At 60.1% G+C, this 25,313-nt stretch carries 22 protein-coding genes; 11 read left to right on the top strand and 11 right to left on the bottom strand.

Annotated elements, in window-relative coordinates:
- Positions 1-289: 289 nt before the first annotated feature.
- From HMPREF2712_RS09225 to HMPREF2712_RS02990, 4 genes are all read left to right on the top strand, one after another.
- Entirely contained in the window at positions 290-715 is a 426-nt protein-coding gene (locus tag HMPREF2712_RS09225) for a metal-sensitive transcriptional regulator (RefSeq protein ID WP_012902717.1), read from the top strand.
- 63 nt (positions 716-778) lie between these two features.
- Positions 779-994, top strand: a complete 216-nt coding sequence (locus HMPREF2712_RS03000; RefSeq protein ID WP_044150011.1) for a heavy-metal-associated domain-containing protein — start codon at positions 779-781, stop codon at positions 992-994.
- A 29-nt stretch (positions 995-1,023) separates the two neighbouring features.
- Complete coding sequence (locus tag HMPREF2712_RS02995) at positions 1,024-1,410, top strand: hypothetical protein (RefSeq protein ID WP_049341993.1); 387 nt, start codon at positions 1,024-1,026, stop codon at positions 1,408-1,410.
- Positions 1,411-1,614: 204 nt separating this feature from the next.
- Entirely contained in the window at positions 1,615-4,122 is a 2,508-nt protein-coding gene (locus HMPREF2712_RS02990) for a heavy metal translocating P-type ATPase (RefSeq protein ID WP_070819232.1), read from the top strand.
- A 244-nt stretch (positions 4,123-4,366) separates the two neighbouring features.
- Here the strand turns inward: HMPREF2712_RS02990 and HMPREF2712_RS02985 are convergent, their stop codons facing one another.
- From HMPREF2712_RS02985 to HMPREF2712_RS02975, 3 genes are all read right to left on the bottom strand, one after another.
- Complete coding sequence (locus HMPREF2712_RS02985) at positions 4,367-5,023, bottom strand: NAD(P)H-dependent oxidoreductase (RefSeq protein ID WP_070616261.1); 657 nt, start codon at positions 5,021-5,023, stop codon at positions 4,367-4,369.
- A 213-nt stretch (positions 5,024-5,236) separates the two neighbouring features.
- Positions 5,237-6,664 carry an MATE family efflux transporter gene (locus tag HMPREF2712_RS02980; protein WP_083309679.1) on the bottom strand — a complete coding sequence of 476 codons (1,428 nt, stop codon included), beginning with the start codon at positions 6,662-6,664 and terminating at the stop codon, positions 5,237-5,239.
- An 88-nt stretch (positions 6,665-6,752) separates the two neighbouring features.
- Positions 6,753-7,145 carry an RNA-binding S4 domain-containing protein gene (locus HMPREF2712_RS02975; RefSeq protein ID WP_070616260.1) on the bottom strand — a complete coding sequence of 131 codons (393 nt, stop codon included), beginning with the start codon at positions 7,143-7,145 and terminating at the stop codon, positions 6,753-6,755.
- Positions 7,146-7,434: 289 nt separating this feature from the next.
- On the opposite strand from HMPREF2712_RS02975, the gene HMPREF2712_RS02970 reads away from it, so the two are divergent.
- Positions 7,435-8,262 carry a UDP pyrophosphate synthase gene (locus tag HMPREF2712_RS02970; RefSeq protein ID WP_070616259.1) on the top strand — a complete coding sequence of 276 codons (828 nt, stop codon included), beginning with the start codon at positions 7,435-7,437 and terminating at the stop codon, positions 8,260-8,262.
- A gap of 132 nt (positions 8,263-8,394) precedes the next feature.
- On the opposite strand, the gene HMPREF2712_RS02965 is transcribed toward HMPREF2712_RS02970, so the two are convergent.
- Positions 8,395-9,609, bottom strand: a complete 1,215-nt coding sequence (locus tag HMPREF2712_RS02965) for an ABC transporter permease (RefSeq protein ID WP_246827935.1) — start codon at positions 9,607-9,609, stop codon at positions 8,395-8,397.
- Positions 9,610-9,767: 158 nt separating this feature from the next.
- Between HMPREF2712_RS02965 and HMPREF2712_RS02960 the strand changes: the two genes are divergently transcribed.
- Positions 9,768-10,391 (top strand): TetR/AcrR family transcriptional regulator, encoded by a 624-nt coding sequence (locus HMPREF2712_RS02960; RefSeq protein WP_049362429.1) that lies wholly within the window; start codon positions 9,768-9,770, stop codon positions 10,389-10,391.
- Positions 10,392-10,504: 113 nt separating this feature from the next.
- Positions 10,505-11,614, top strand: a complete 1,110-nt coding sequence (locus tag HMPREF2712_RS02955) for a sucrase ferredoxin (protein ID WP_070616257.1) — start codon at positions 10,505-10,507, stop codon at positions 11,612-11,614.
- A gap of 191 nt (positions 11,615-11,805) precedes the next feature.
- Here the strand turns inward: HMPREF2712_RS02955 and HMPREF2712_RS02950 are convergent, their stop codons facing one another.
- The 3 genes from HMPREF2712_RS02950 to HMPREF2712_RS02940 all read right to left on the bottom strand — a co-directional run bounded on the left by HMPREF2712_RS02950 (position 11,806) and on the right by HMPREF2712_RS02940 (position 16,333).
- Positions 11,806-13,473 (bottom strand): NAD-dependent succinate-semialdehyde dehydrogenase, encoded by a 1,668-nt coding sequence (locus tag HMPREF2712_RS02950; RefSeq protein ID WP_070616256.1) that lies wholly within the window; start codon positions 13,471-13,473, stop codon positions 11,806-11,808.
- A gap of 350 nt (positions 13,474-13,823) precedes the next feature.
- Positions 13,824-15,428 carry a glycerophosphodiester phosphodiesterase gene (locus HMPREF2712_RS02945; RefSeq protein WP_049326796.1) on the bottom strand — a complete coding sequence of 535 codons (1,605 nt, stop codon included), beginning with the start codon at positions 15,426-15,428 and terminating at the stop codon, positions 13,824-13,826.
- A 392-nt stretch (positions 15,429-15,820) separates the two neighbouring features.
- Positions 15,821-16,333 carry a PTS sugar transporter subunit IIA gene (locus tag HMPREF2712_RS02940; protein WP_070593546.1) on the bottom strand — a complete coding sequence of 171 codons (513 nt, stop codon included), beginning with the start codon at positions 16,331-16,333 and terminating at the stop codon, positions 15,821-15,823.
- A gap of 338 nt (positions 16,334-16,671) precedes the next feature.
- On the opposite strand from HMPREF2712_RS02940, the gene HMPREF2712_RS02935 reads away from it, so the two are divergent.
- Positions 16,672-17,253 carry an arsenic metallochaperone ArsD family protein gene (locus HMPREF2712_RS02935; protein ID WP_070819231.1) on the top strand — a complete coding sequence of 194 codons (582 nt, stop codon included), beginning with the start codon at positions 16,672-16,674 and terminating at the stop codon, positions 17,251-17,253.
- A 201-nt stretch (positions 17,254-17,454) separates the two neighbouring features.
- On the opposite strand, the gene fbaA is transcribed toward HMPREF2712_RS02935, so the two are convergent.
- Positions 17,455-18,483 carry a class II fructose-bisphosphate aldolase gene (gene fbaA / locus HMPREF2712_RS02930; RefSeq protein WP_070819230.1) on the bottom strand — a complete coding sequence of 343 codons (1,029 nt, stop codon included), beginning with the start codon at positions 18,481-18,483 and terminating at the stop codon, positions 17,455-17,457.
- Between the two features lie 263 nt (positions 18,484-18,746).
- Here fbaA and HMPREF2712_RS02925 point away from each other — a divergent pair, with 263 nt between their 5' ends.
- The 3 genes from HMPREF2712_RS02925 (at position 18,747) to HMPREF2712_RS02915 (ending at position 22,378) form a co-directional block, all read left to right on the top strand.
- Positions 18,747-19,133 carry a hypothetical protein gene (locus HMPREF2712_RS02925; RefSeq protein WP_005507929.1) on the top strand — a complete coding sequence of 129 codons (387 nt, stop codon included), beginning with the start codon at positions 18,747-18,749 and terminating at the stop codon, positions 19,131-19,133.
- 306 nt (positions 19,134-19,439) lie between these two features.
- Positions 19,440-21,041, top strand: a complete 1,602-nt coding sequence (locus HMPREF2712_RS02920; RefSeq protein WP_070819229.1) for an amino acid permease — start codon at positions 19,440-19,442, stop codon at positions 21,039-21,041.
- Between the two features lie 284 nt (positions 21,042-21,325).
- Positions 21,326-22,378, top strand: a complete 1,053-nt coding sequence (locus HMPREF2712_RS02915; RefSeq protein WP_005504242.1) for an ornithine cyclodeaminase — start codon at positions 21,326-21,328, stop codon at positions 22,376-22,378.
- Between the two features lie 189 nt (positions 22,379-22,567).
- On the opposite strand, the gene HMPREF2712_RS02910 is transcribed toward HMPREF2712_RS02915, so the two are convergent.
- From HMPREF2712_RS02910 to HMPREF2712_RS02900, 3 genes are all read right to left on the bottom strand, one after another.
- Complete coding sequence (locus tag HMPREF2712_RS02910) at positions 22,568-23,380, bottom strand: hypothetical protein (protein ID WP_070819228.1); 813 nt, start codon at positions 23,378-23,380, stop codon at positions 22,568-22,570.
- Between the two features lie 87 nt (positions 23,381-23,467).
- Entirely contained in the window at positions 23,468-24,283 is an 816-nt protein-coding gene (locus HMPREF2712_RS02905) for a hypothetical protein (protein ID WP_070819227.1), read from the bottom strand.
- A 265-nt stretch (positions 24,284-24,548) separates the two neighbouring features.
- Positions 24,549-25,310: a TrmH family RNA methyltransferase gene (locus HMPREF2712_RS02900; protein WP_246828662.1), complete on the bottom strand. Its 762-nt coding sequence runs from the start codon at positions 25,308-25,310 to the stop codon at positions 24,549-24,551.
- Between the last annotated feature and the right edge of the window lie 3 nt (positions 25,311-25,313).

Here is a 25,313-nt window from a genome sequence, read left to right as displayed (position 1 = left end):
TCGACGAAAAGGCTAAGTCATAACCCATAACCTGCTCCCGCCTACCTGGCGCAGCCGGAGATCCGGTCATGGGTTTACGGATTTGTGCCATAGGTTAGTGTCTTTGGTCGTAGCTAAAAGCCATGGCAGAAGATACTAAACCATGGCACAAATTCTGTACGGGTTACAGCCCCATAGCGAAAATTCTCGGCGCAAAAAGTCTCGGCATGAAAACCCATACCGCGTAACAACCCGTAATAATCCGTAACACCCCCTTGCGGGATACCCCCCTAGGGTATATACTGGAGCCATGGAAACCACCAGCAACCAGTGCTGCCACAGCACATCCACCCAGGTCAGCACCGCATCCGGCACACCCGCCGAAAAACCCACTGAGGCGCACACTGGCGCATGCTGCAGTGGCGAGGCGCCCGAAACCCAGTACGGTTACACCTCCAACAAAGAGGCGCACCTCAAGCGCCTGCGCCGCATCGAAGGGCAGGTTCGCGGCATCGCCCGCATGGTCGATGAAGACAAGTACTGCATCGACATCCTCACCCAGGTTGCCGCGGTCTCCAAGGCGCTCCACGCCGTCTCCCTGAACCTGCTCGAAGAGCACATCGGCCACTGCGTGACCGGCGCCGCCGTCGAATCCGAACGCACCGGCGACCCGACCATCGCAGAGGCCAAGGTCAAAGAAGCAACCGCCGCGATCTCGCGCCTCATGCGCAGCTAAACACGCTGCCCCTAAACACCGGGCGGACCCAAGTTTTCAACCCATTACCGAAAGGAAATCATCATGAGCACCACCACCGTTAAGGCAACCGGCCTGACCTGCAACCACTGCGCTATGAGCGTCAGCGAAGAGGTCAGCGAAGTTCCCGGCGTGACCGGCGTGACCGTGGACGTCGTCAAGGACGGCGTCTCCACCGTGACCATTGAGCACGAGGGCACCCTCAACACTCAGGCTGTCGCAGACGCCATCGTCGAGGCTGGCTTCACCCCCGCCGTCTAGCACGGCAGCCGGCTCGATTAGGAGTCATCATGGCTTACCCTCCGCAGTACATTGCGATGGTTGTTGGCGCGGTCCGCACCCTTGTCGGCGCCGAAAACATGCACCTGCGCGACGCGATTGCCCGCGTTGCCAGGCAGATGAATCTGGATGCGGCGCTGGTCGATTCGTGGGTGAAGCAGAGCCCCGAATATACGGCGCGTGAAGATGCGTCCGGCGCCGCGCGACGTAGCGGCACGAGCGCGAATAAGCGTTCCGCCGAGCACGAGCAGGGCGTGAAGGCGCGCGAGAAGGCGAACGCTTCGCCGTTCCCGCGGGCTACCGTGAAACGTGCCTACGGTGTGTCTGATCGTGGCGCGAAGGTGACCGGTATTCGCCCGCATACGAGCAGGCCGGATGGGCTGCCCGGCGACCACTAAGCCGCCGCTTTCACAGCCGCAACCCTACGCTCGCCGCCGCGTTTACCGCCTCGCGGTTTTACCCGTGGCTTCACCCTCGCGCGCTCTCGACGCTGCACCCCTGATACTGCACCAAACACCGCCCGGGGCGGGGTCCTTCGAGGCCCCTCCCCCGGCTTGGTGTGTACCTTTTTCTACCCTCCCGTTTTTGAGTTTTGAGGAAGTATTGTGTCTTCTACACAGCCTTCACTAACCACCCGTGAGCCCTCGTTACAGAGTGAGCGCTCTCTTTTTAATTCCGCCGGAACGACCGTAAAATCAACGGAGTCAACCCGAATCATCCACGTGGATATTCAGGGTATGACCTGCGCATCCTGCGTGGGTCGCGTGGAGCGTAAGCTCCGCAAAATCCCCGGCGTTGACCCGGCGGTGAACCTGCCACTGGAGTCGGCGCGCGTCATCGTACCCGAGGGTGTGAGCGACGAGCAGATCGTTGAGACCATCAACAATGCCGGCTACACGGCGCACCTCAAGAACGGGCCACGCGCGGGCGCTGGAACGAACGCGAGCGCATCCGGCGGCGGCAACCAGCACAGCACCCCGAGCATGAACGGCGGCTTCACTGACCGCATTATTTATGCGGCGATTTTGGGTGTGCCCATCTTCCTGATTTCCATGTTCCCGGCGTTCCAGTTCCCGAACTGGGGCTGGGTCGTGGCGATTCTGACCGCGCCGGTCGCGTTCTGGTGCGCCGCGCCGTTCCACCGCGCCGCGCTCATCAATGCCCGTCACGGCTCCTCCACGATGGATACGCTCGTGTCCCTCGGCGTGGTCGTGGCGTACTTCTATTCGCTGGCGCAGCTGCTCATGAACCCGGCGTTGACGGCGCACGTGCACCATGCGGGCGGCAGCTTCTGGTCGATGTTTACCGGCCACCATGCGCCGCTGTACTTCGATTCGGCGTCCATGGTGACGCTGTTCCTGCTGATTGGCCGCGCAATTGAGCACCGCACCCGCCACCGCTCCTCGGATGCGCTGCGCACCCTGCTGAGCATGGGCGCGAAGGAGGCGACCCTGCTGCGCACCGATAAGCAGGGCGTGACCAAGCAGGTGCAGGTTCCGGTGGAGGACCTCATGCCGGATGACCTGTTCCTGGTGCGCCCGGGCGAGAAGATTGCCACGGACGGCGTGGTGGTCGAGGGTACCTCCGCGGTGGATGCGTCCCTGCTGACCGGCGAGTCCGTGCCGGTTGAGGTGCATCCGGGTGATGCGGTCACGGGTGCGACGGTGAATACGTCTGGTTCGTTGACGGTGCGTGCGACCCGCGTGGGCGCTGAGACGACTCTGGCGAAGATGGGTGAGCTGGTGGCGAGCGCGCAGGAGACGAAGGCTCCGATTGCTCGTCTGGCAGACCGTGTTTCTGCAGTGTTTGTGCCGGTGATTTTGGCGATTTCGGCGCTGACTCTGGTCGGCTGGTGGCTGGTGTCTGGTGATGGTGCTGCGGCGTTTAATGCGGCGGTGTCGGTGCTGGTGGTGGCGTGCCCGTGCGCCCTGGGTTTGGCGACCCCGACGGCGCTGTTGGCGGGTACGGGTCGCGGCTGGCAGCTGGGCATTTTGATTCGTAATGCGCAGGTGCTGGAGGCGACGAGCACGGTTGATCGCGTGGTGCTGGATAAGACCGGTACCGTGACGACCGGCGAGATGTCTGTGGCGTTCTACGGCACTTTTGACGACTATGAGTCGGCAGGTGACTTGTCCGGTATTTCGCCAGATTCCGCCGGTTCCAAGAACGAGCGTTCCCTGTCTGTTCTGCGTGATGCAGCCGCCGTGGAGGCGCTGAGCGAGCACCCGATTGCCCGCGCAATTGCCGGTTTTGCCCGCGAACAGGGCGTGCTGGCCGAGGGCGCTTCGGCACCGAGCGTGAGCGACTTCGAGGGTGTTCCCGGAGGCGTGCGCGGCGTGCTGAGCGGCGCGGGTGACGGTGCCGAGAACGGCGCCTCCCAGCTGGTTGTGGTGGGTACTCCCGAGTACCTGCAGGCAGCCGGCGCGCAGCTGAGTGAGGGCCAGTTGGCTCTGCTGGATCAGGCTCGCCGGGCGGGTCTGACGACCGTGGTGGTTGCCCGCGGTGAGGCACCTGATGAGGCCCCGAACACCACCTCCTCTCTGCAGCCGGTCGGCATGATTTCGGTTGCCGACACCCCCAAGCCGGAGGCTGCAGAGACCATGGCGCAGCTGCGTGAGCTCGGCATGGAGCCGATCCTGCTCACCGGTGACGCCCCGCAGGTTGCGCAGGCGGTCGCCTCGCAGGTCGGTATTTCGGCTGAGAACGTGTACGCCGGCGTGACCCCGGAGGGTAAGTCGCAGGTGATTGAGAAGTTGCAGGCTGCCGGTCACCGCGTGGCGATGGTCGGCGACGGCGTGAATGACGCCCCGGCGCTGGCTCTTGCGGAGCTGGGCATTGCGATGGGTTCGGGCACGGACGTTGCCGCGGAGGCTGCCGATATTGTGCTGACCCGTTCGGATGTTGCTTCGGTGGTGACGGCACTGCGTCTCTCCCGCGCTACGCTGCGCACCATTAAGTCGAACCTGTTCTGGGCGTTCGCCTACAATTCGGTGGCTGTTCCGGTCGCCGTGGCGGGCCTGCTGAACCCGATGATTGCGGGTGCGGCAATGGCGTTTAGTTCGGTGTTTGTGGTGCTGAATTCTATGCGTCTGACGGCGTTTAGGAAGTAGCACCCTACCGTTATACAGAATGAATTGCCCCGCGCGATTTCAAACGAAAAATTCAAAAGCATATCTCACCGTGCTTTTTGTACGGTAAAAGATATAAAGAAATGCACCGCCCGTGTAAAGGCGGTGCATTTCTTTATATTTAGTTTTCACGGGCGGCGGCTTGAACGCCTAGCTCAAACGCCTCGCCCGAAAGCCCGAGCCTAAAACCCGGCAAGAAAACCTCGCCGAGAGCCCGACAAGAACCTTACGCCCAGGTGACCAGGTCCTCAATGGAGCGGCGGCTCTTCGGCGCGATCTCACGGGCGCGGTAACCGAAGGTCACAGCCACGGACACACCGTATTCCTCCGGGTCGAACAGGCCTGCGGAGGCGAGCAGCTCGTTCACTGCTTCGTAGTTCATGCCCTCGATGGGGCAGGAGTCGATGCCGAGCATTGCGGCGCCGGTCATCATGTTGCCCAGGGCAATGTAGGTCTGCTTGGAGGCCCAGTCGAAGAGCGCGCGGTCGCTTTCCAGGACCTTCATGTCGTTCTTCTGGAAGTTGCCGTAGCGCTCGAGTGCGGCCTGCATCTGCTCCTCGGTGAGGTTGCGGCCTTCGAGGGTGCGGCGCATCCACGGGGTGTCGTAGCGCAGGCCCTTCTTCGCCAGCAGTACGACCAGGTGGCTTGCGTCGTCGAGGGCGCCCGCCATGCCCCAGGCGATCGGCTTGAGCTTTTCGCGCAGTTCGGGGTCCTGGATGACCAGGAACTTCCACGGCTCGGTGCCGACGGAGCTGGGCGACAGGCGCGCAAATTCGAGGATTGCGGCGAAGTCTTCGTCGCTGACGCGGCGGTCGGGGTCGTAGGCGCGGGTTGCGCGGCGGCGGGCGAAAATTTCGAGGGCTTCTTCGCGGGTTACGGTCACGGTTTCATCCTTTGCATGAGGGTTTCATTACCCTGTCATGCTACACCCGCGGAGGGTGCGGGCGGCGGAAAATGTGGTCAGTTACGCCTGCAGGAAATACGCCCGCGAGCGGCGGGACCGTATTGCCGGTGTCGTATTACAGGGTGTACGAAGCCGGTGGGCTGGTACCCAAGGCGCCCAGAGCGCACCTGCCCAGCACCTCCTATGATGCCCCTACTCGGCACCGGCTTTCATCCACACATCCGAGGCGGCGCGGCGGCCGAAAATGACCGCGCGGATTCCTTGGAAGTACAGAATATACGCCGCCCACAAGCCGCAATACCCGGCGAGCGCATCCATGGTGCCGGCGCCGACCGCCCAGTGCAGGCCGAGCATGACGGGCACGTACATCACCAGCATGATGAAGCAGCCGATTGCCAGGTATTTCACGTCCTGCGCGCCCATGAGGATGCCGTCCAGGGTGAACACGTACGCGGCGATGGGCTGGCCGAGGGCAATGATGACGGTGGCGATGGTGAAGAGGAACGCCACCTGCGCGTCCTGCGTGAAAATCCAGGAGCCGAAGAAGCCGATGAGCGGGCAGATTAGGCCGGTGATGACGCCGTAGATGAGGCTCATGCGGAGCAGCCGGTTTTTCAGCTGGCGGACCTTCGCACGTTCGGATTCTACGTTGAGGTCGCGTTCGCCGAGTTCCTTGCCGAGTAGCGCCTGGGCGGCGATGGCGAGGGAGTCCAGGGCGTAGAGGAAGAGGTTAAATACGCCCATGCCGAGCTGGTAGGCGGCGGTGTGTTCGGTGCCGAATCGTGCCACGACGAACACGGTCAGCAGGGAGGCGATGCGCATGGACAGGGTGCGCAGCATGAGCCAGGAGCCGAGCGAGAGCACAGAGCGCATGCCGGTCATGTCGGGTGCCCAGCGGACGGCGTGTTCGCGGGTGCCGCGCATCATGACCATGCCGAGCGCGGCCGCCATGCCCCACTGGGTGAGGGAGGTGCCGGTCGCCGAACCTGCCACACCCCAGCCGACCGGGTAGATGAGCAGCCAGTTCAGCGCAATGTTCACGAGCGTGCCGACCGTGGCGACCTTGAGCGGGGTGACGGTGTCTTGCAGCCCGCGGAGCGTGCCGACCTGCGCGAGGATAATCATCATCGGCGGAATACCCCACAGCGAATGGTGCAGGTAGTCCAGGGCGTAGCTCATGGTTTCGTCGGTCGCGCCGAGGCCGCGCAGCAGCGGGTCTGCGAAGGCGTATCCGGCGATCATGAGGAACACGCCGAGGCCGAAAGCGACCCACACGCCGTCCACGCCGATCTGCCAGGCGCGGCGCAGGTTCTTCTCGCCGAAGGCGCGCGCCACGGCGGGCGTAACGGAGTAGGCGAGAAAGTTCATGAGACCCACGACCGTGGTGACGAGCGTGGCGGCGATGCTCATGCCCGCGAGTTCTGCCTTGCCGAGTTGGCCGATGAGGGCGGAGTCGGTGAGCACGAAGATGGGTTCAGCAATGAGCGCACCGAAGGCGGGTACGGCGAGTGCGAGGATGCGCCGGTTCAGCGAAGGCTCGGCGGTGTTCGCGGCGGCATTCGCGCTGGGGTTCACGGCGTTCTGACCGGACGCGTTGTTCGGGTGCTTCTGTGTGCTCATCCTTCTAGGCTACTCCCCACCGCCGCGGCGGGTGCCTGCGCGCGGGGCGGGGTGCACTCTACGAGATGGGCGTGCGAGACGGGCGCTGTTAGGCGCCTCGGCCGCGTAGTTCGTCGAGGGCGCGGCGTTCCTTCTTGGTGGGGCGGCCGCTGCCTCGTTCGCGTTTGGCGACCGGCGGCATGGAGAGGTAGGCGGGGCGCGGGCCGGAAAGGTCTTCGTAGCAGGTGACGGCGATGGGTGCGCCTACGCGTTTGACGATGAGTTTTTCAACTTTGAAGACGCGTTCCCAGCCGGGGTAGCGGACCTTGACGATGTCGCCTTTTTTGAGTTTTTGGGAGGGTTTGGCGGGGGCGTCGTTGACGCGCACGTGGCCGCCTTTGCATTCGTCGGCGGCGAGGGAGCGGGTTTTAAAGATGCGCACTGACCAGAGCCAGAGGTCGAGCCTGGCGCTGGTTAGTGCGTTGGTGTCTTCTGCGGTCATGTGTTCATTGTGGCGCGAGGCGGGCGGGGCACCAAATCAGGTGTGCCCGCCTATCCTGCGCAATTTCGCCGCAATCTCACCGGGCAAATCCGCAACCGGCACCGCCCCCCCATGCGGCAGAAAATTTTCTACTGCACGCACCAGCCTATTGAGCGCAAACCCGTATCCACTAGGGGTATTGTTAAGTCACCTTCTCAAGAAGTGTTCTCAAGGCCACCTAGTGCGCGTGGTCTACAGGGGGTTGTGGCCGCGACGCCACGGACTCCCCGTAACAGATTGGATATACACCATGTCAGCTTTGAAAAAGCTCCTGGCGGCTGCCCTCATCAGCACTGTGCTGTCCTCTTGCTCTTTCGGTCCCACGTTGGAGAAAGATGAAAGTGCCCGCGCGATTTTCGACGTAGAAAATGATCGGGTGATTCTACCCTTGGACGCTTACAACACCGACGGTAAGGACGAATACTTCACCAAGGCCCTTGAGCTCGCCCGCAAAAAATGCTTTGCCGAACACGGGCAGCACTACGAGATGTTTGTCCGCACCGAGGGGGCCGGCAGGAACTACGGCAGGACCTACGGATTCTGGAATGTTGAGCGCGCCCAAAAATACGGCCTCCACGAGCCCAATGAATCGAATACGCTGGATCTGTCCTCCCCTGCGCCCTCCTCCGACCCTGGGAAGGATGTCAGCACCGAATGTTATCAGCACGCCAGCGATGAGATGAAGCAAATTGGAGAGATACCATTCGGCTCCGCCACGTATAGACGTTTGGAGACCGACGCTCGAAACGCCGCTGGGGATAGGCAACTCAAAAAATCTCTTGACGACGAATGGAAGCGATGCGTCAAAGACAAGGGCCTCACCCCCGATAGTGAGATGACCGTCAAAGAATCGAAGAATATTCCTCATAGCACCGTCGCCTCCGAGGAAGAAATTCGAATCGCTACTATCGAGGCGCAGTGCAATCAGGATGTAGGCCGTTCGCAGAAACTCTACGACCTGGAGGCGCAGTACCAGAAGCCGCTCGTCGACAAAAACCAGGCAGCCCTGGAGAATGAGCTCAAAGAGTTCAAACGCCGGGACGAGCAGTTCAAGCAGTACGTGCTCGACAACCAGTAACAGCGAATAGCAGTCGGTAGTCCGACAGAAAAGGGTGTGTGTCGTGTTCAGTGAACACGGCACACACCCTTCTTACGTTGCGCCAGCTATATTGCGTCGGCTACGTTGTACCGGCGGTCTAAGCCGCGGTGGTTATGCCTCCACCGTTGCGGTGCGGCGCTCCTTGAGAGCCCAGCCAATCACGCCGGTCAGCAGACCGAACGCAATCCAGGAACCAAGCACCAGCCACTGGTCGCTCGTTGTAGCCTCCGGGAAGTACGCAATCGAACGTAGCAGAGTCGATGAGGCACCCGGCACCATCATCTGACCAATCTGCCCCCACGCACCGGGCAGGAACACGCTCGGCATGCTGGCACCCGAAATCGGGTTACCAATGAACATGGTGATGACCGCGCCTACAGCGAGACCAATCAGCGGCGAAGACAGTGCACTCACACCCACAATGAAAACTGCATTAGCCAGGTAGGTAGCGCTCAAAACAGCCCACAGGGTAGCGAAGTCGCCGGGGATGATGCCGAACCAGACGTTCAGAATCAGGGCGGTCAGTGCACCACCGATGACGGAGTACAGGGTTGCGGTGGCGAAGCGGCGCCAGGTGCCGTTCACGCACAGTACGGAGAAGGAACCGCCGAGAATACCGCCAATGACCAGCGGAAATGCGGAGATAGCGATACCGGAACCGGAGGAGTCATTCTCACTCAGGGGTACCACGACGGTGGTCTTCACCGCCATTGCGGATGCCTGCTCGGCCTGCACCTTCATCTGCTCCAGCTGGGCGGCGGCCTGCGCACCCTGTTCACCGCCCGCCTGCACCGCCTGGGTGAGGGCTTCCGTCTTAGCGGCGAGTGCCTTCTGCTGAATCTGCGCGTTCAGCTGGGTGGCAACACCGTTGAGCATCTGGGTTGCTGCGGCGTTTGCGGCTGGTGCGGTCAGCACTTCGGGGGCGGCGCCTTCGGTGAAGATGATTGCGCCGTAGGTTTCGCGCTGCTTGATTTGCTGTTCAGCCTCTTCGCGGGAGGATGCCTGCTTCAAGTCGAAGGTTTCAATACCTTGGTCTTTGAGGGACTGTTCAAACTGACTGACGGTCACCTCGGGGCCTGCGATAGAGACGGGCAGGTTCTTTGCTTCCATGGTCTTGGTGGGCCAGGTGAAGGCTAGGACGATGAGTGCTACCACCAAGGATGCTAGTACGGAGGTGGTGATGACCTTGAGCCAGGAGGAACGGTCGGTGGTTTCTTGCGTGCTTGTTTCTGCAATGCTCTTTGCCGCGATCTTCTGGGATGCGCGCTCAGGGGCTGCGGCGGTCACTGCCTCTGCGGTGACTGCGGTGGTAGTTTCATTGTTCACAAGAATCTCCAAACAAAATGTTTATTTCGTTTACGAGTCAGAACTCTACCCTCGATTTTTGCTGAGTGCAAACGAAATAGCTATTTTGTTTGTAAAGTCACAAAAAGAATCAGTGTTGTGTTTACGCGTTCTTTAGCCCCACCCCCTAGACTGGAACCATGCCCCGACTAACAGACGCCACCAAAGCCGCACGCCGAGCCCAAATCATCGAAGCCGCCATTAGCTGCTTCCTCGAAAAGGGCTACACCAACACCTCCATGAGCGACATCATCAAAGCCTCCGGACTGTCCTCCGGGTCCATCTACTCGCACTTCTCCGGCAAAGAAGACATCCTCATCACCGCCATCAACGAGCGCCTCAACAACGTCAAGGAGCTCTACGAAACACTCCCCGAAGGCGCAGGCCCCCAGGATATTCTCGAAACCATCCACACGAACCAGCTGGTAAACGACAATTTCTCCGCCATGCTGCGCATCCGCGCCGGATCGCTCCACGCACCCGAAATCGCCAGGGCAACCGCAGACACCATGCCTCTATTGCAGGGCATCATCGTAAAGACCCTCACCCCCTGGGCAGCCGAACAGCTCAGCGTTCTACACGAAATCAACCCCAATTCAGCGCAGCGCACCCCCGAACAGGAGGCGCTCATCGCCGACTACGCCCGCGACACTGCAGACGCCTTCATGATGGTCTTCCAGGGGTACATGCTCCGCTCCTTCTTCGGCACCCCCAAGGAAAAGGACCGCCTCTACCGCGTCGCCTCAGCACTTCTTCCTGAGTAGTTGACCGCCCGATAGTCCCCAAAAATCACCCTTGAGCGGTTGTTTTTCAGCATTTAGACCATACAGGGGCAACATAGGTCATTCACATCCTGCAGGCGTAGAATCAAGGAACCATGACTGAATCCTGCACCCCCGCAACCCCCGAGCCGCGCGCCACCAACCCCACCGAGCTGAACAACCTGCGTGCCGCACACGCCGATGAGCTCTCTTCACGCACCCGCGCCACGAGCATCCCGACGGATTCCTGCTCCCTCTACGACGACGAGGCTCTCGGCGGCACCGCCGGACGCGCCACCGCTTGGCTGGCTCTCGAGCACGTGGGCCAGTGGGGCCGCGACGTGCTGGACGGCTCCGCCCTCGGCGAGGAGCTTTCGGAGGCGTTGGGCGAGGCAGTCTCACAGGCGGGGCTGAAGTTCCTGCTGATCCGCCAGACGGGCAGGGCGGGGCGCGTGCTGCACGGTGCGCCGGATGCATCCGGCAACCCGACCCACCGGGTGCTCTACGCGCTCTGCACCCCGGGTGAAGAGAAGCTCTACTCGTTCAGCGTGAGCACCCCCGAACAGCTCCTCGACCTACCCCTGAACAACCCGGAGGAGTTGATTCAGGTGACCGGCGCGGAGCTCATTGATTCCCCCGCCATTCTCGTGTGCGCCCACTCCAAGCGTGACCGCTGCTGTGCCCTGCGCGGTCGCCCCATTGCGGCGCACCTGGCGGATATTCTGCCGGGTAATGTGGTCTGGGAGTGCTCGCATACGGGCGGTCACCGCTTCGCCCCGGTCGGCATTATGCTGCCCACCGGCTACACCTACGGTCGCCTGTCGGAGCCTTCGGCACTGGCGGCGTACCTGTCGCTGGCGGGTCGTTCCATTCCGTCGCTGCACGGCCTGCGAGGCCGCAGCACGGATACCCCGGTGGAGCAGGCGGCGGAGGTTGCGGTACGCCTCGAACTGGAGAAAAAGGGTGAAGAAGTAACCTCTGGAGGTTTGGTTTCACGTGAAACATCGGGGCGGGAGGCATTCATTGCGCTCCGCGAGGCGGGCATCGACCCCGCGGTAGATACCGCCGAACACCCCACCCTGGAGGCGGCACTCACCTCCCACACCGACGGACGCACCTGGGTCATCTTCTTCGAGCGGGTCGCCCTTGAGCCGCGCCCCAACTCGTGCGGCAAGGGTCCCGCGGATGCTTTCAGCCGCGGGCTGCTCGCACTGCGCCAGCTCTAACCCCCTGCACCAGATATAAACCCTGTGCCAGCTATAACCCCTGCCCCAGCTCTAGGCAGAGCCAGTTCTAGCACCCGCGCATGATGTAGACAGCGCGAAGCCCCGGCGGGCACCTTCTCGGGTACCCGCCGGGGCTTCGCTGTATTCAGGGTTCGGCGTAGCTGGCATCTCGCCGTACCCGGTAAACAGGCTTATCCGGCGAACGGGTTCGGCGCGCCGATGTACTGCAGCTCGGTGTACTCCTCCAGACCCTCGGGGCCGCCCTCACGACCCATACCGGACTGCTTCACACCGCCAAAGGGGGCTGCCGCGTTCGAGATAACGCCGGAGTTGTAGCCGATCAGGCCGAACTCCAGACCCGCAGCCATGCGCGTAAAGCGCGGGTGGTTGCTCGTGTACACGTACGCTGCCAGGCCGTACTCGGTGTCGTTGGCGAGCTTCAGGGCGGTGCGTTCACCCTCCTCACCGTAGCCGCTGAACGTGGCAATCGGGGCGACGGGGCCGAAAATTTCTTCACGCCACACGCGCATCGAATCAGTCACGCCGGTCAGCACGGTGGGGGTCACGAAGTTGCCCTTGTTCAGGTTCTTGGGCATGCCGCCGGTATCGCTCGGAACGTTCTCCTCAAGCTCGGGAATGTACCCGCCGCAGGCGAGGAGCGCGCCCTTACCCAGGGCGTCTTCGACCATAAAAAGTATGGATTCAACCGCTGAAGGTTGAATTAGCGGCCCACATTCGGTTCCGTCGACGGTTCCGTCACCCACAACGGTCGCCTCCATGCGCTCCACGAAGGCGCGGGTGAACTCTTCGGCAATGTCCTCGTGCACGATGAATCGGTTGGCGGCGGTGCACGCCTCGCCCATGTTCCTCATCTTCGCCGCGTAGGCACCCTCCACGGCGGCGGGAATATCCGCGTCCTCAAAGACGATGAACGGTGCGTTGCCGCCCAGCTCCATGGAGGTGCGCAGAACATTCTGCGAGGCCTGCGCGAGCAGGGTGCGGCCCACGGCGGTGGAGCCGGTGAACGATACCTTCCTCAGGCGCTCATCAGCCATCAGCGCGGAGACAACCTCGCCGGTACGGGAGGTAGTCACCACGTTCAGCACGCCGTCCGGCAGGCCCGCCTCACGCATCAGGGACGCGAAGTACAGGGAGCTGAGCGGAGTCAGGGAGGCGGGCTTGAGCACCGCGGTGCAGCCCGCCGCGAGCGCTGGGGCGACCTTGCGTGCCGCCATGGCGAGCGGGAAGTTCCAGGGGGTGATGAGCAGGCAGGGGCCGACGGGGCGGCGTACGGTGGTGATCTGCAGCCCGGATTCGGGGGCGACGGCGGTGCGGCCGAAGTTGCGGGCGGCTTCTTCGGCGTACCAGCGCAGGTAGTTTGCCGCGTAGGCGACTTCGCCGCGGGACTGGTCGAGGGGCTTGCCCATTTCGAGAGTCATGAGCCGGGCGATGACTTCGGTGCGCTGCGTCATGAGCGTGTAGGCGCGGTTGAGGATGTCGGCGCGTTCGCGGGCGCTGGTTGCCGCCCATGAGGTGCGGGCGTCGCAGGCGGCGTCGAGTGCTTCGATGCCCTGTTCGACGCTGGCGTCGGCGACGTGCGCGAGGATTTGGCCGCAGGAGGGGTTGTGCACGGGGAAGGAGCCGTTGTCGCCGGTGACCCAGGTGCCGCCGATGAGCAGGTCGGTGGGCACGTAGAAGAAGGGGTAGGAGGGCCGTTCGTAGGGGTCGATGGGTTCGCGCTGCGGCATGTTGATGCTTTGCATGTGCGGTTCGGTGCGGCCTCGCAGCTGAGCGGATTTCGCGGCGGGCTTTGCGGAAGTAGCGCTCTCGGCGGCGGAGCTTTCGGGTGAGGTGGTCATGGCGTGCCTTTCGGGTTGGGGCGGCCGGTGCGGTCGACTCTGACGCTTTTAATTCTAGTCCTGCGCGCTCCCCTGCTCCTCGAACCGATCCAGCGGCTCTCTCCCCTGCCCCGCTCGCCCTCTCCCCACCCAAAAAGACCGTGGGCACGCCGAAGGGGGTCGCATCCGCGTTGGATACGACCCCCTTCGGATAGATTCTCGCTCAGCGCGCGAGAGTCCTAGCTGAGGATTATGGAAGGCATTGCCCGGAAGGGATGCTCGGTGTTGCATCCGCTCTGCCCGATACCCGCGCCCTCACCGCTGAGCGGCGGTGAGGCGGGCACCCAGGTGGACTAGGCCCACCGGTTCTCTCAGATCCAGGACTGGCGTGCCTCGATTCGAGTCAGCTCCAGAGGACCGCCATCGTTGGTGCCGTGGAAGCGGCCGAAGTGTACGTACGGGCCGCGGTAGGCGCTGTGGTTGATGGGGCTGGAGTACTGGCCGTTGACCGTGTAGTAGAAGCTGTTCTTGTTCAGCACGATCTTGCAGTTCAGTGCCTGGCCGGTGGTGACCTTCTGGCGTAGCTTCATGGTGTGCAGCACGCGCGGGCTTGCCTGGTTGGGTTCGAAGCAGAGAATCTGCGCTACGGAGCCGCCGCGGTAGTTGGGGCGGATGGCGAGCACGTAGGTGCCGTCTTCCTGCTTTGCAGCGAACTTCTTGCCGATGCCGAAGGCGCCGTCGTGTTCGCGACCGAACGCAATGTAGCCGTAGTGACCATCCTGCTTCGGCACTGCACTGGTCCACTTCATGGAGAAGTCGAGAGTGTACTTGTCGCGAGTGGTGTAGTTCGCCAGAGGGCCGAGCAGCACGGATTCGTCGTAGCGCTGGTTGTGCACGATGGCTGCGCCGGTCAGGTCGGGCATGTCCGCTGCGACGGAGGGGTCGGCGGGCAGCATGCCGTGGGGACGCTGGCCGGTCTTAATCTTCACGCTGGCGTCGAAGGGGTCACCGATTACCCAGTAGGGGTCGGGGCACATGAAGCCCTTAACGCCCAGTGCCTTGTACTTTTCGTAGGCGGAGCGGCGGTGGATTTCCCAGACGATGACTGCCTTGCCGAGGCCGGTGAGGGCGCGTACGTTCTCCTCGCTCATGGAGCCCTGGGAAGCGCCGGTCGGCTTCTCGTAGTAGGGTACGCCGATGGCGTCCACGTTTTCGTGGCGTGCCATTGCGGAAATCTTGTCGATGGGGTCGCCACCGTCGAAGTAGCACCAGGTAGCGCAGCCTGCGGAGTTGGCAAGCTTCAGGTAGCGGGAGGTGGGTTTGAAGCCGCCGCTGCCGTCGCGGTACATCTTGATGACGGTGCGGCGCTGCAGGCCGCGTTCGGTGATGAACTTGACGAGGCCTGCCTGTGCGGGGCCGTCCTTCGCTTCGAGGAACAGTACGACCTTCTTGCCGCCGACGGAGGCGTATTCGCCGCCTGCGGGTACGGCGTCAACCGCGGCGATGGCTTCTTCGAGGGTGGGGATGTCGTACAGGCCGGTCTTCTCGCCCAAGTTTTGGCGCATGTCAACCTTGTGCTGGCGCAGTTCGGCGAGGGTATGGCCGCGCACGTCCATGGACGCACCGGTGGTGCGCTTGATGTTGGTGTCGTGCATGCAGACGAACTGGCCGTCGCTGGTGGTGCGTACGGAAATTTCGACGGCGAGGGCGCCGCGGCGTACGGACTCTGCGTAGGCGTAGGCGGTGTGCTCGGGGCTGATGTTGCCGGCACCGCGGTGGGCGATGAAAAATTCATCGGTCTTGTAGAGCAGCTGATGTGCGGGGGAGCCGCTGTGTACTGCCGCGAGCTGTGCGCGGGTGTTGGCTGCGGCGTGGGCTTCGCCTGCCTGGAGCATGAGGGCGGCGGGTGCCAGTGCGGAGGCGCCGATGAAGCCGCGGCGGCTCAGATTCTTAGAGGTCTTCGGGAATGCAGTCACCGTAGTAGTCCTTTTTCTTTTATGAGTTGAGCGTAATGTGTGTGGTTGTTCATTGAAGTTTTTGGTTTATAGCTGAGGGTCCGGATTCTCTCAACTCAAACTACAACTCTAAGTAGGATAACGATTTTTTATCGGTGATTCACTGCGTTTACAGGAAAATAGGGTATTATGTGCGCCTCATTCTTACCCGCGGTGTAATGCGGGTGAATGTGTTCCTCCTTTTCCGCCGCTTTTAATAGCGGCATTTCATGCGGCGTTAAAAAATTTCTCGTGTAACGAAAAAGGCCGCGCCTACAGCCCGATTGAGCCTACAGGACGCGACCTTTTGCGTTAAAACATTTTTCGCAGGTTTTTCACCGCTGTTGAAGCTGAGCTATTTTCGCTGGTTCAGCTTACTTCTTGGATGCCTGAGCGACGCGGTCACCGGCTGCGACGGGGCGGCGTGCCTCAGAGTCCTTGGAGATGTTGAACTTTGCGGTGTTGGTAATCATCACCATGGTTTCCTTGGAGGGGATGCGGCCCTCGATAGCTGCCCAGTCGACCTCGATGATGGGTGCGCCTGCCTCAACCTTGTCACCTACGTTAGCAATCTTGGTGAAGCCGTCGCCGCCGAGCTCAACGGTGTCGATACCGATATGGACCAGTACCTCGCCGCCGTTTTCGGTGCGGAGCATGAATGCGTGCAGGGTGTCCTGAATCAGTGCGATGGTGCCTGCAACGGGTGCGACGATGGTGCCTGCGGTGGGGTTCACTGCGTAGCCGTCGCCCATAACGCCCTGAGAGAAAACGGGGTCGGAGACTTCGCTCAGCGGCAGGTACTCGCCGGTAACAGGTGCGACGTAGACGTCTGCGGACGATGCTTCCTGTGCGGCAGCTTCCTTCTTCTTCTTGCCGAAACCGAACATATATGCTCCTTTTGGTCGTGTGGCGCTATGAATAGCGTGTATTTGTAGCGCTGATGCGTCCGCGTCGGATGCGGGCGTCGTTGCCTTCTTGGTTTCACACCGGGCGGCGCCTGCCTAAATTGCAGGGTTCGCACACTCCGGTGCATATGCACTCAGAATACAACACCTAAACCCGTAGCTCACGAGCTGAGGGTCATTCGACTCGAATTCTGCAAATATTCCGCAAATCTGGAACTTCAACTCACACTTCTGCACTCTTGAGGTCGCGAGTACACTTAGTGAAGGACTGGCACCCCTCCTCCGAGCCGGTGCCCATAAGAGAGAAAAGGCTGAAACTGATGACTGAAGCGGCTGAGACCGTTCTTGAAGTATTTATTCCGGGCCCCGGTGAGAACCCGGAGGATCCGCAGGATATGGAGCGCTCCGAATTCCTGGGCGCCGCACAGGAGGCTCTGGATTCGGGCGTGGACATTGAGGTGTACTCCACCGACTCCTACCCGTCCGCATTTGAAGAGTGCGCACCGGTGGCGGAGCAGATTGAGATGAACGGCATCGAGGTTCTGCCGCTCATGCTGGTCAACGGCGAGGTGAAGGTGTCCTTCGCGTACCCGACCGCCGAGCAGATTAAGCGTTTCTCCCGCGCCCATCTGGTCGCCCAGCCGAAGGCGAACGCGGCAGCGGCTGCATGCGGCCCGTCCGGTTCCCCGGCGGCGTCGATGATCCCGAACCTGAGCGGCGAACCCGCCGGTTTCGCGGCAACCCTGGCGGGTAAGGCATCCCAGCCGGTCGGCGGCCCCGAGATCGGTAACCGCGTGAACCTCATGGGTGGCGACACCGGCGACGGTATCCCCACCTCCGGTTCGGTGGCTGTGAAGTCCGGCGGCTGCGGATGCGGTGGTTGCGGCTGCGGCGGCAAGTAAACCCGCCCCTCCCCCGCTAAGAGCCTGCTGAGCCTCAGCACAGGAACTAGCGCGAGAACCAGCCCCGGCTGGCTCTCACCCAAAATTTAAAAGAGCGGTGCCCGCCTCCTCGTGATGAGGAAGCGGGCACCGCTTGCGCTTAACGAAGCTTAGGTTCACACCCGGCAGCGACTATAGGCGCTGCGGCGGGCGAACAGTACCTTACTTGTTGAGGGAGGTACCGACGGAACCGAGCTGCTGGCAAGCCTCGACCACGCGTGCGGCCATGCCTGCCTCTGCAGCTGCACCCCATACACGGGGGTCGTAGGTCTTCTTGTTGCCGACCTCGCCGTCAACCTTCAGCACACCGTCGTAGTTGCTGAACATGTGGCCAGCAACGGGGCGGGTGAATGCGTACTGGGTGTCGGTGTCGATGTTCATCTTGATAACACCGTAGGACACTGCGTCTGCAATCTCCTGCTCGGTGGAGCCGGAGCCACCGTGGAAGACCAGGTAGAAGGGCTTGTCGCCCTTGCCGTACTTAGCGCCGACCTCGGTCTGGATTTCCTTGAGCAGCTCGGGGCGCAGGTGAACGTTACCGGGCTTGTACACGCCGTGAACGTTACCGAAGGTTAGAGCAGCCATGTAGGTGCCCTTCTCGCCCAGGCCGATTGCCTCAACGGTCTTGATTGCGTCTGCAACGGTGGTGTACAGGGAGTCGTCGATAGCGCCTTCAACGCCGTCTTCCTCGCCACCAACGGCACCGATCTCAACCTCAAGCACGATGTTTGCCTTGGAGGTACGCTCAATCAGCTCAGCAGCGATCTTCAGGTTCTCGTCCAGGTCGATTGCGGAGCCGTCCCACATGTGGGAGTTGAAGATGGGGTCTTCACCGCGAGCAACAGCCTTCTCGGACTCTGCCAGCAGGGGCAGGACGAAGCCTTCCAGCTTGTCCTTGGGGCAGTGGTCGGTGTGCAGTGCAATGTTCACGTCGTACTGCTTAGCAACTTCGCGTGCGTATGCTGCGAAGGCCAAGGAGCCAACGACCATGTCCTTCTTGGAAGCGCCGGACCAGTATGCTGCACCACCGGTGGATGCCTGGATGATGCCGTCCGAGCCAGCCTCTGCGAAGCCGCGGATTGCAGCGTTCAGGGTCTGGGAGGAGGTCACGTTCACTGCGGGGTACGCGAAGCCCTTTTCCTTCGCGGTCTGCAGCATTTCTGCGTAAACTTCGGGGGTTGCAATAGCCATATGCTGACTCCTTGGATAGATGCGACCGGTTACCAATGTTGGGCCGGTTCACCATATTTTGTTGGCGCGCGAGACGCCTCCTACTCGCACTATTTTACCAAGATACGACTTATTTATCGTTAATTTTTTGTGGGTTTTTTTGGGTTTACTGCAGCGAAATTTCCGCGAATTACCGCGGTAAAGTAGAGGTGTTAATGACTTGATGTCTTCTGTGCGTGCAGGCCAGCGTACACATCACCCGGACGCGACGAAAGGAACCTCCCATGAGCAAGGCGAGCGCTAAAAATAATCCGAAACAGCTCGACGCAAAACGTGAGAAGCGCGCCCGCCAGGCGCAGCGTCGTGCTGAGCGTGAGCATCCGAATGCGGCGGCTATTGCCCCGGTGCGCGCGCAGTTGGATGAGGTTCTGGAGCGTAAGAGTCGGCATGTTTTGGGGCATGGCGATATGGCGAAATCCCTTGAGTTGATGGAGAAAATGCGTGATGAGGGCGCGAGTGACCACGAGATTGATGTGGCGCTTGCGGAGGCGAAGCTCCCCTCGGTCGTGCAGGTTGGTCGTAAGTCGTTGATGCGTTGGCCGAGCTGGTGGTGGTTGAATCGTCGTGAGCGCGCGTTGCGGGCGAAGATTGACCGGCTGATGGAGGACTAAGTCCCCGTTGTGAATAGGTTGTGAGAGCACCCCGTTGTGGGTGCTCTTGTGCTGTGCGGTGGTGGGGTAATTGATTTTTTGGACTCAGGGTTCAATTAATCTATTTCACAAAACAATGAAAACCACACAATACAACATGAACCAAATATATTCATAAGATATGCGTTATATTTATATAAATTATTACGTGATGCGGGTTATATTTACCTAAATTACCGTGCTATAGTCATTACAACCCGCAGACGTGTTCCCAACCACATTTCGTGTAGCACGTGCTTCAGACGTAACTATCCAAGGAGGTATAGCGTGAGCACCTCACCGAACAAGAACCCGCAGACTTCTGCAGCGGATCAGTACACTAAGCCCCCCACAGACGACCCGTTCGCACACGAACAGGAAGGCTTCCACAAGGGGCTTGGCGCACGTCAGCTCCAGATGATCGCCATCGGTTCCGCTATTGGTACCGGCCTGTTCCTGGGCACCGGTAGCCGCCTGCAGGACGCAGGCCCCATGCTCGCCGTCATCTACGCCGTCATCGGCTTCTTCGGCTACCTGATCCTTCGAGCCCTCGGCGAGCTGATCCTTCACCGCCCCTCCTCGGGCTCCTTCGTCTCCTACACCCGCGAATTCTACGGCGAAAAAGCCGCATTCGTATCCGGATGGCTGTACTGGCTGAACTGGGCAATGACCGCCGTTGCAGACGCCACCGCTATCGCTATCTACATCAGCTGGTTCGGTCGATACAACCAGTTCTTCGCAGATATTCCCCAGTGGCTCAGCGCATTCATCGTCGTTGTTGTCACCGTTGCTTTGAACCTCATCTCCGTGAAGCTCTTCGGTGAGCTGGAATTCTGGTTCGCACTCATTAAGATTCTTGCCCTGCTGTCCTTCATGGCGGTAGGTATCTGGTACCTGGTCTTCGGTGAACCCATCAACGGCGTCCGCCCCGGTCTGGAACTCATTGCAGCCAATGACGGCTTCTTCCCCAACGGTATTCTTCCCGCTCTTATCGTGGTTCAGGGCGTTGTGTTCGCCTACGCCGGTATTGAGCTGGTCGGCACCACCAGTGGTGAAACCAAGAACGTTGAGAAGGTTATCCCCCGCGCTATCAACACCGTGATCTGGCGTATCGCGATCTTCTACGTTGGTTCCGTGGTTCTGCTCTGCCTGCTCATGCCCTACACCGCATACAAGGATGCAGAGTCGCCGTTCGTGACCTTCTTCGACTCGATCGGCATTGACGGTACCGCACCGATTATGCAGCTGGTCGTTATTACCGCGGCTGCTTCCTCGCTGAACGCTGGCCTGTACTCCACCGGCCGTATCCTCCACTCGATGGGTGTTGCAGGTTCGGCACCGAAGTTCACCACCAAGGTGTCCCGCTCCGGCGTTCCGGTGGCAGGTATTCTGCTGACCGGTGTGATTGGCCTCTTCGGCGTTGTGCTGAACTTCTTCGTTCCCGAGCAGGCGTTCGAGGTCGTGCTGAACATCGCATCCGTGGGCACCATGGCTAGCTGGGCTGCTATCGCAATGTCACACCAGAAGTACCTGAAGATGGTCGGTGAGGGCAAGTACAAGCGCCCCAACTACCGCGCACCCGGCGGTCGCTTCAGCGACTGGGCTGTGATGGTGTTCCTCGCTGTTGTGCTGGTGCTGATGGCTCTGGATTACCCGGTGGGTACCTACACCCTGGCATCGCTGCTGGTGGTTATCCCGCTGCTGATTATCGGCTGGTACACGGTTCGTGACCGCGTCAACGAGATTGCTCGCGTCCGTGAAGGCTACACCGGTTCCGTGCCTGTGATTGCTGCCCGCCCCGTGGTGAAGAAGCTCGTTCCGGAGCCTCGTACCCACATTGACCTGGGTGAACTGGACCTTGAGGACGAGGACAAGCCGAAGGGCAACTAACCCGACGGCAGCCTCCGATTCCGTGATATCCCAGTGAAATCCCGGTGAAGGCGATGAGGGGGTTCTAGACCCTAGCCCGTAGGTTCCAGGAGCTCTAGGGCCCCCTCCCTGCACGTCTTTCCGTGTTCGCTTCCGTATTACATCCGTGTAATACATAAAGCAAAGTACATATCTACAGCATTTCTAATACGGTGTGTCCTGCAATATATTTTGAGATAATAGATATCCGCAGTGACCACCAGATGCACAAAGAAGTTTTGTGCAGATATTCAAAGGAGAAAATCATGACTGAACGTCCTAGCGCACACGCGGTGGAATTTGTTGACGTCGCCTCGATGGCGAAGTGGATTCAGAAGGACGGCGTAGGCAACATCATTGCCGGCATGGTCGACTTCCTCGAAGAAGACTTCAAGAAGTGGCAGAGCTTCGACAAGATTCCGCGCGTCGCCTCCCACACCCCCTTCGGTGTGATTGAGCTGATGCCCACCTCCGACAACATCACCTACTCCTTCAAGTACGTGAACGGCCACCCGTCGAACCCGGCACGCGGCTTCCAGACCGTGACCGCGTTCGGTCTGCTCGCTGACGTGGACAACGGCTACCCGGTGTTCCTGGCTGAGATGACCCTGCTGACCGCGCTGCGTACCGCTGGCGTGTCCGCCATGGTTGCTAAGCACCTGGCACGCAAGGATTCGAAGAAGATGGCGATGATTGGTACCGGCTCGCAGTCTGAGTTCCAGGCGCTGGGTATGCGCGCTGTGCTCGGCATTGAGGACCTGTCCGTCTACGACGTTGATCCGCACGCGATGGAGAAGTTCCGCCGTAACCTGGAGCCGCTGGGCTTCCGCATCCACCTGGCTAAGGACGTGGACGAGGCTGTTGAGGGTGCCGATATTATTACCACCTGCACCGCCGATAAGCAGCAGGCGAAGGTTCTGCTGGACCGCCAGGTGAAGCCCGGCGTGCACCTGAACGCTATTGGTGGCGACTGCCCCGGCAAGACTGAGCTGGAAAGCGAAATTCTGGACCGCTCCACCGTGTTTGTTGAGTTCCCGCCGCAGACCCGCATTGAGGGCGAGATTCAGCAGAAGGACCCGGACTTCCCCGTGGTGGAGTTCTGGAAGGTTCTGACCGGTGAGGAGCCGGGCCGCGTGTCGGATGAGCAGATTACCCTGTTTGATTCGGTGGGCTTCGCGATTGCTGACTTCTCGGGTCTGCGTTATGCCCGTGCGGCTACGCAGGACACCGACCTGCAGCAGTTCATTGACCTGGTTGCTAGCCCGGATGATCCGAAGGATCTGTACTCGCTGGTGAACGTTAACGTTCCGGTGGGCTAAAGGGCTAAGTAACCTGACGCTGAGTGGCCTTGAGCTGGCGGGCCTGTAGGTGCGCCAGCATGGGCTGCGAGGTTGAGAGTGAATAAAGTGAGGGCCGGGGAGTGGTGACACTCCCCGGCTCCTTCTTGTGAAATTTGCTTGTGGGCATTCTGCGGCTGGTTCGCCCGTTCTGCCCTTCAGCGGGTGTGGCTACTGGTGGGTGGCGATAATCTCACGCGCCCTCGCCACACGCTTTTCTTTCTCCTCTTTCAGCTGGTTGAGCTTCGCCTGATTCTTCTCAATGAGAGGCCCCTGATAGGACGCCTCAATATCACCCAGACGCTGAGCCATACCCACCTTCTGGTTACATTCCGCTTCGATAGTTGCGAGGCGGATTTCCTCCGGCTTAGCTTCTTCGTTGCCTTGGGAGGAGGTCATGAGATGTGCGCTTTCTTCGGACATCCAGTCGCTCTCTCCTTCCCTGGGGGTTAGCCCGCGTTCACGCAGGCAGGTCCACCATTCTGAGCGAATATTTTTCCACTCATCGGTTTGGGAGGCGTAGGTGTATGCCTGTGAGTTGAGCTCTCCTACATACCGGTATTCTTTTTCGTCCAGTTCGACGTCAGAGAATGCGGCTTTCACCTCTTCTTGGCACCGGGTGTTGATGTCGTCTGATGCTGAATCTTCTGGGCCTCGGGATTCCTTCTGGGAGTACCCGTACTTTTTGGCGTACTCAACGTTCCAGTTGCCGTATAGGCCTCCCGGTTGCGGGGTGTCTATTGAGGGTACGGCGTAGGACTGCCCATGGTGCGCATAGCACTCGGACATGAGCGTGTGCCACGCCGTGCTCACCGTACGGAGTGTTAGTTCATCCAAGGCGTACTCGTCCAGTGGAAGGTGTACGTAGTTCTTTGAATAATCAAGAACAGCTTTTCGTGAGGTGTCCCGCTCGGCACTGTTGGAGCAGGATACGCACGCCCCCAGCAGGCAGAATACTGTTACCGCAGAGAGAGCCTTACGCATAGGCTTTTCCTCCTCCATACCTCGTTGTAGCGTTAAACGGAGTTACCCCAATTATCCCAAGAGCTCCTATCTTCTTGTTACTGATATCTACTGGTGGGTGGCGATAATTTCGCGCGCCTTCGCTATCTTCGCATCACGATCGGCCTTCAATTCATTCAGCAGCGCCTGATTCTTCTCAATCAAAGGTCCCTGATAGGACGCCTCAATATCACCCAGACGCTGAGCCAACCTCACCTTCTCACTACATTGAGCTTCAATGATTGCCAGGCGGATAACCTCCTCCAACACTTTGGGATCATCAGCATTCAGATTGGCCGTTTCTTTGCTCGTCCATTCACCGTCCCCGGTGCGAGGCGTCAACCCTTCCTGACGCTGGCAGTCCCACCAATCTGAGCGGGCTTTCTTCCATTCAGGGTCAGCCTGCGCACGCTGGTACGCTTCGCCACTGATACGACCGACGGGGCGGTACTTTTTCTCATCAGCCTCATCAAAATAGAGCATATCCAGTTCTTCCCGATGCTCTTCGCGGCAGCTGGCCCTGACGTCTTCAGGGATGCTCTCATAAATCCTTTCCTGCTCTTCTCTGACTTTGCTGGACGTAAAATGATTCGCCGCATGCTTCACGTTCCAGGAGCCGTACTGGGAGGCGTTGCCAGAAACCAAGCCGTTTTCTAGAATTTCAAAATCGTATCCCTTTTTCGCATAGCACTCTTTAAGAATCAACAAATACGCCCTATATGTTATATCTAGGGCCTGGTCACTCATGTCGTATTCATCGAGCGGAAGAGTAATGTAGTTATTTTCAAAATCCAGCTGGGCTTTGAGGCTAGTATCTTTAGGCGCAGCGGCGCAAGAACTTAAAGCTAAAGCAAAGCAGGCGAACAGAGCAGCAGATTTCTTCATTGTTACCGACTCCTTTCAGGGGAATGACGTCGCGGTCATTCATATGCACAACCCGCAACCATTGGCGAGCCGAAGCCAGGAAATCCATCGCATACCCTAAACCGAAATTGATAGTGCGATTCTCACATCTCCTGTGATTTGCGTTAACACTAACACGCCTAGATAATTTCATGCGTGGTTTAAGCCACCCAAACCACAACGAAAAAGGTTCCGACGCGCACACAACGCATCGGAACCTTTAAACACCTCATAAACAGCCACCGAACTACGACGGAATCTGGCCAAACACATGGCGGCGAACCCACGCATGCATCGCAATACCCGCAGCCGTCGCCGCATTCATCGAACGCGTTGACCCAAACTGCTCAATCGACAGAGTATCCCTAGCCGCCGCATGCAACTCCTCCGACAAACCCGGGCCCTCCTGACCAAAAACCAGCACACACCTCTTCGGCAGATCATACGTCTCCAGGGGCACCGAATCCGGAAAAATATCAATACCAATAATTTCCAGACCCTCACCCTGCGCCCACGCCACAAAATCCTCAATCGTCGGATGATGACGCACATGCTGATAACGATCCGTCACCATCGCACCACGACGATTCCAGCGGCGACGCCCAATAATATGGACCTCCTTCGCCAACATCGCATTCGCCGTGCGCACCACCGTGCCAATATTCAAATCATGCTGCCAATTCTCAATCGCCACATGAAAATCATGGCGGCGCGTATCCAGGTCAGCAATAATCGCGTCCATCGACCAGTAACGGTACTTATCCACCACGTTACGGCGGTCACCCTCACGCAGCAGCTCCTCATCCCAATGGTCGCCCTCAGGCCACGGGCCCTCCCACGGGCCCACACCCACCTCAAAACGGGCAGTACCCTGCTCAGTACCCTCAACAGCCTCAGCTACAGCCGCCTCCGCAGGCACAGCCTCAGCAGGTACAGCCTCAGCCGCATCACGATTCTCAACCATCACAACCACCTTCACGCCAACAACCAGCACCACTCCGGCGCCCACAGA

Origin of the sequence: Rothia sp. HMSC064F07 (assembly GCF_001837265.1) — a bacterium.
GTDB classification, from domain to species: Bacteria; Actinomycetota; Actinomycetes; order Actinomycetales; family Micrococcaceae; genus Rothia; species Rothia mucilaginosa.
Note: the sequence above shows the minus strand (reverse complement) of the source record. Positions and strands in the feature narration are given on the sequence as shown.

Coding starts and splice junctions, on each gene's coding strand:
- HMPREF2712_RS09225 (WP_012902717.1), top strand. CDS start 290: ATGGAAACCACCAGCAACCAGTGCTGCCACAGCACATCCACCCAGGTC.
- HMPREF2712_RS03000 (WP_044150011.1), top strand. CDS start 779: ATGAGCACCACCACCGTTAAGGCAACCGGCCTGACCTGCAACCACTGC.
- HMPREF2712_RS02995 (WP_049341993.1), top strand. CDS start 1,024: ATGGCTTACCCTCCGCAGTACATTGCGATGGTTGTTGGCGCGGTCCGC.
- HMPREF2712_RS02980 (WP_083309679.1), bottom strand. CDS start 6,664: ATGAGCACACAGAAGCACCCGAACAACGCGTCCGGTCAGAACGCCGTG.
- HMPREF2712_RS02975 (WP_070616260.1), bottom strand. CDS start 7,145: ATGACCGCAGAAGACACCAACGCACTAACCAGCGCCAGGCTCGACCTC.
- HMPREF2712_RS02970 (WP_070616259.1), top strand. CDS start 7,435: ATGTCAGCTTTGAAAAAGCTCCTGGCGGCTGCCCTCATCAGCACTGTG.
- HMPREF2712_RS02960 (WP_049362429.1), top strand. CDS start 9,768: ATGCCCCGACTAACAGACGCCACCAAAGCCGCACGCCGAGCCCAAATC.
- HMPREF2712_RS02955 (WP_070616257.1), top strand. CDS start 10,505: ATGACTGAATCCTGCACCCCCGCAACCCCCGAGCCGCGCGCCACCAAC.
- HMPREF2712_RS02950 (WP_070616256.1), bottom strand. CDS start 13,473: ATGACCACCTCACCCGAAAGCTCCGCCGCCGAGAGCGCTACTTCCGCA.
- HMPREF2712_RS02940 (WP_070593546.1), bottom strand. CDS start 16,333: ATGTTCGGTTTCGGCAAGAAGAAGAAGGAAGCTGCCGCACAGGAAGCA.
- HMPREF2712_RS02935 (WP_070819231.1), top strand. CDS start 16,672: ATGACTGAAGCGGCTGAGACCGTTCTTGAAGTATTTATTCCGGGCCCC.
- fbaA (WP_070819230.1), bottom strand. CDS start 18,483: ATGGCTATTGCAACCCCCGAAGTTTACGCAGAAATGCTGCAGACCGCG.
- HMPREF2712_RS02925 (WP_005507929.1), top strand. CDS start 18,747: ATGAGCAAGGCGAGCGCTAAAAATAATCCGAAACAGCTCGACGCAAAA.
- HMPREF2712_RS02915 (WP_005504242.1), top strand. CDS start 21,326: ATGACTGAACGTCCTAGCGCACACGCGGTGGAATTTGTTGACGTCGCC.
- HMPREF2712_RS02910 (WP_070819228.1), bottom strand. CDS start 23,380: ATGCGTAAGGCTCTCTCTGCGGTAACAGTATTCTGCCTGCTGGGGGCG.
- HMPREF2712_RS02905 (WP_070819227.1), bottom strand. CDS start 24,283: ATGAAGAAATCTGCTGCTCTGTTCGCCTGCTTTGCTTTAGCTTTAAGT.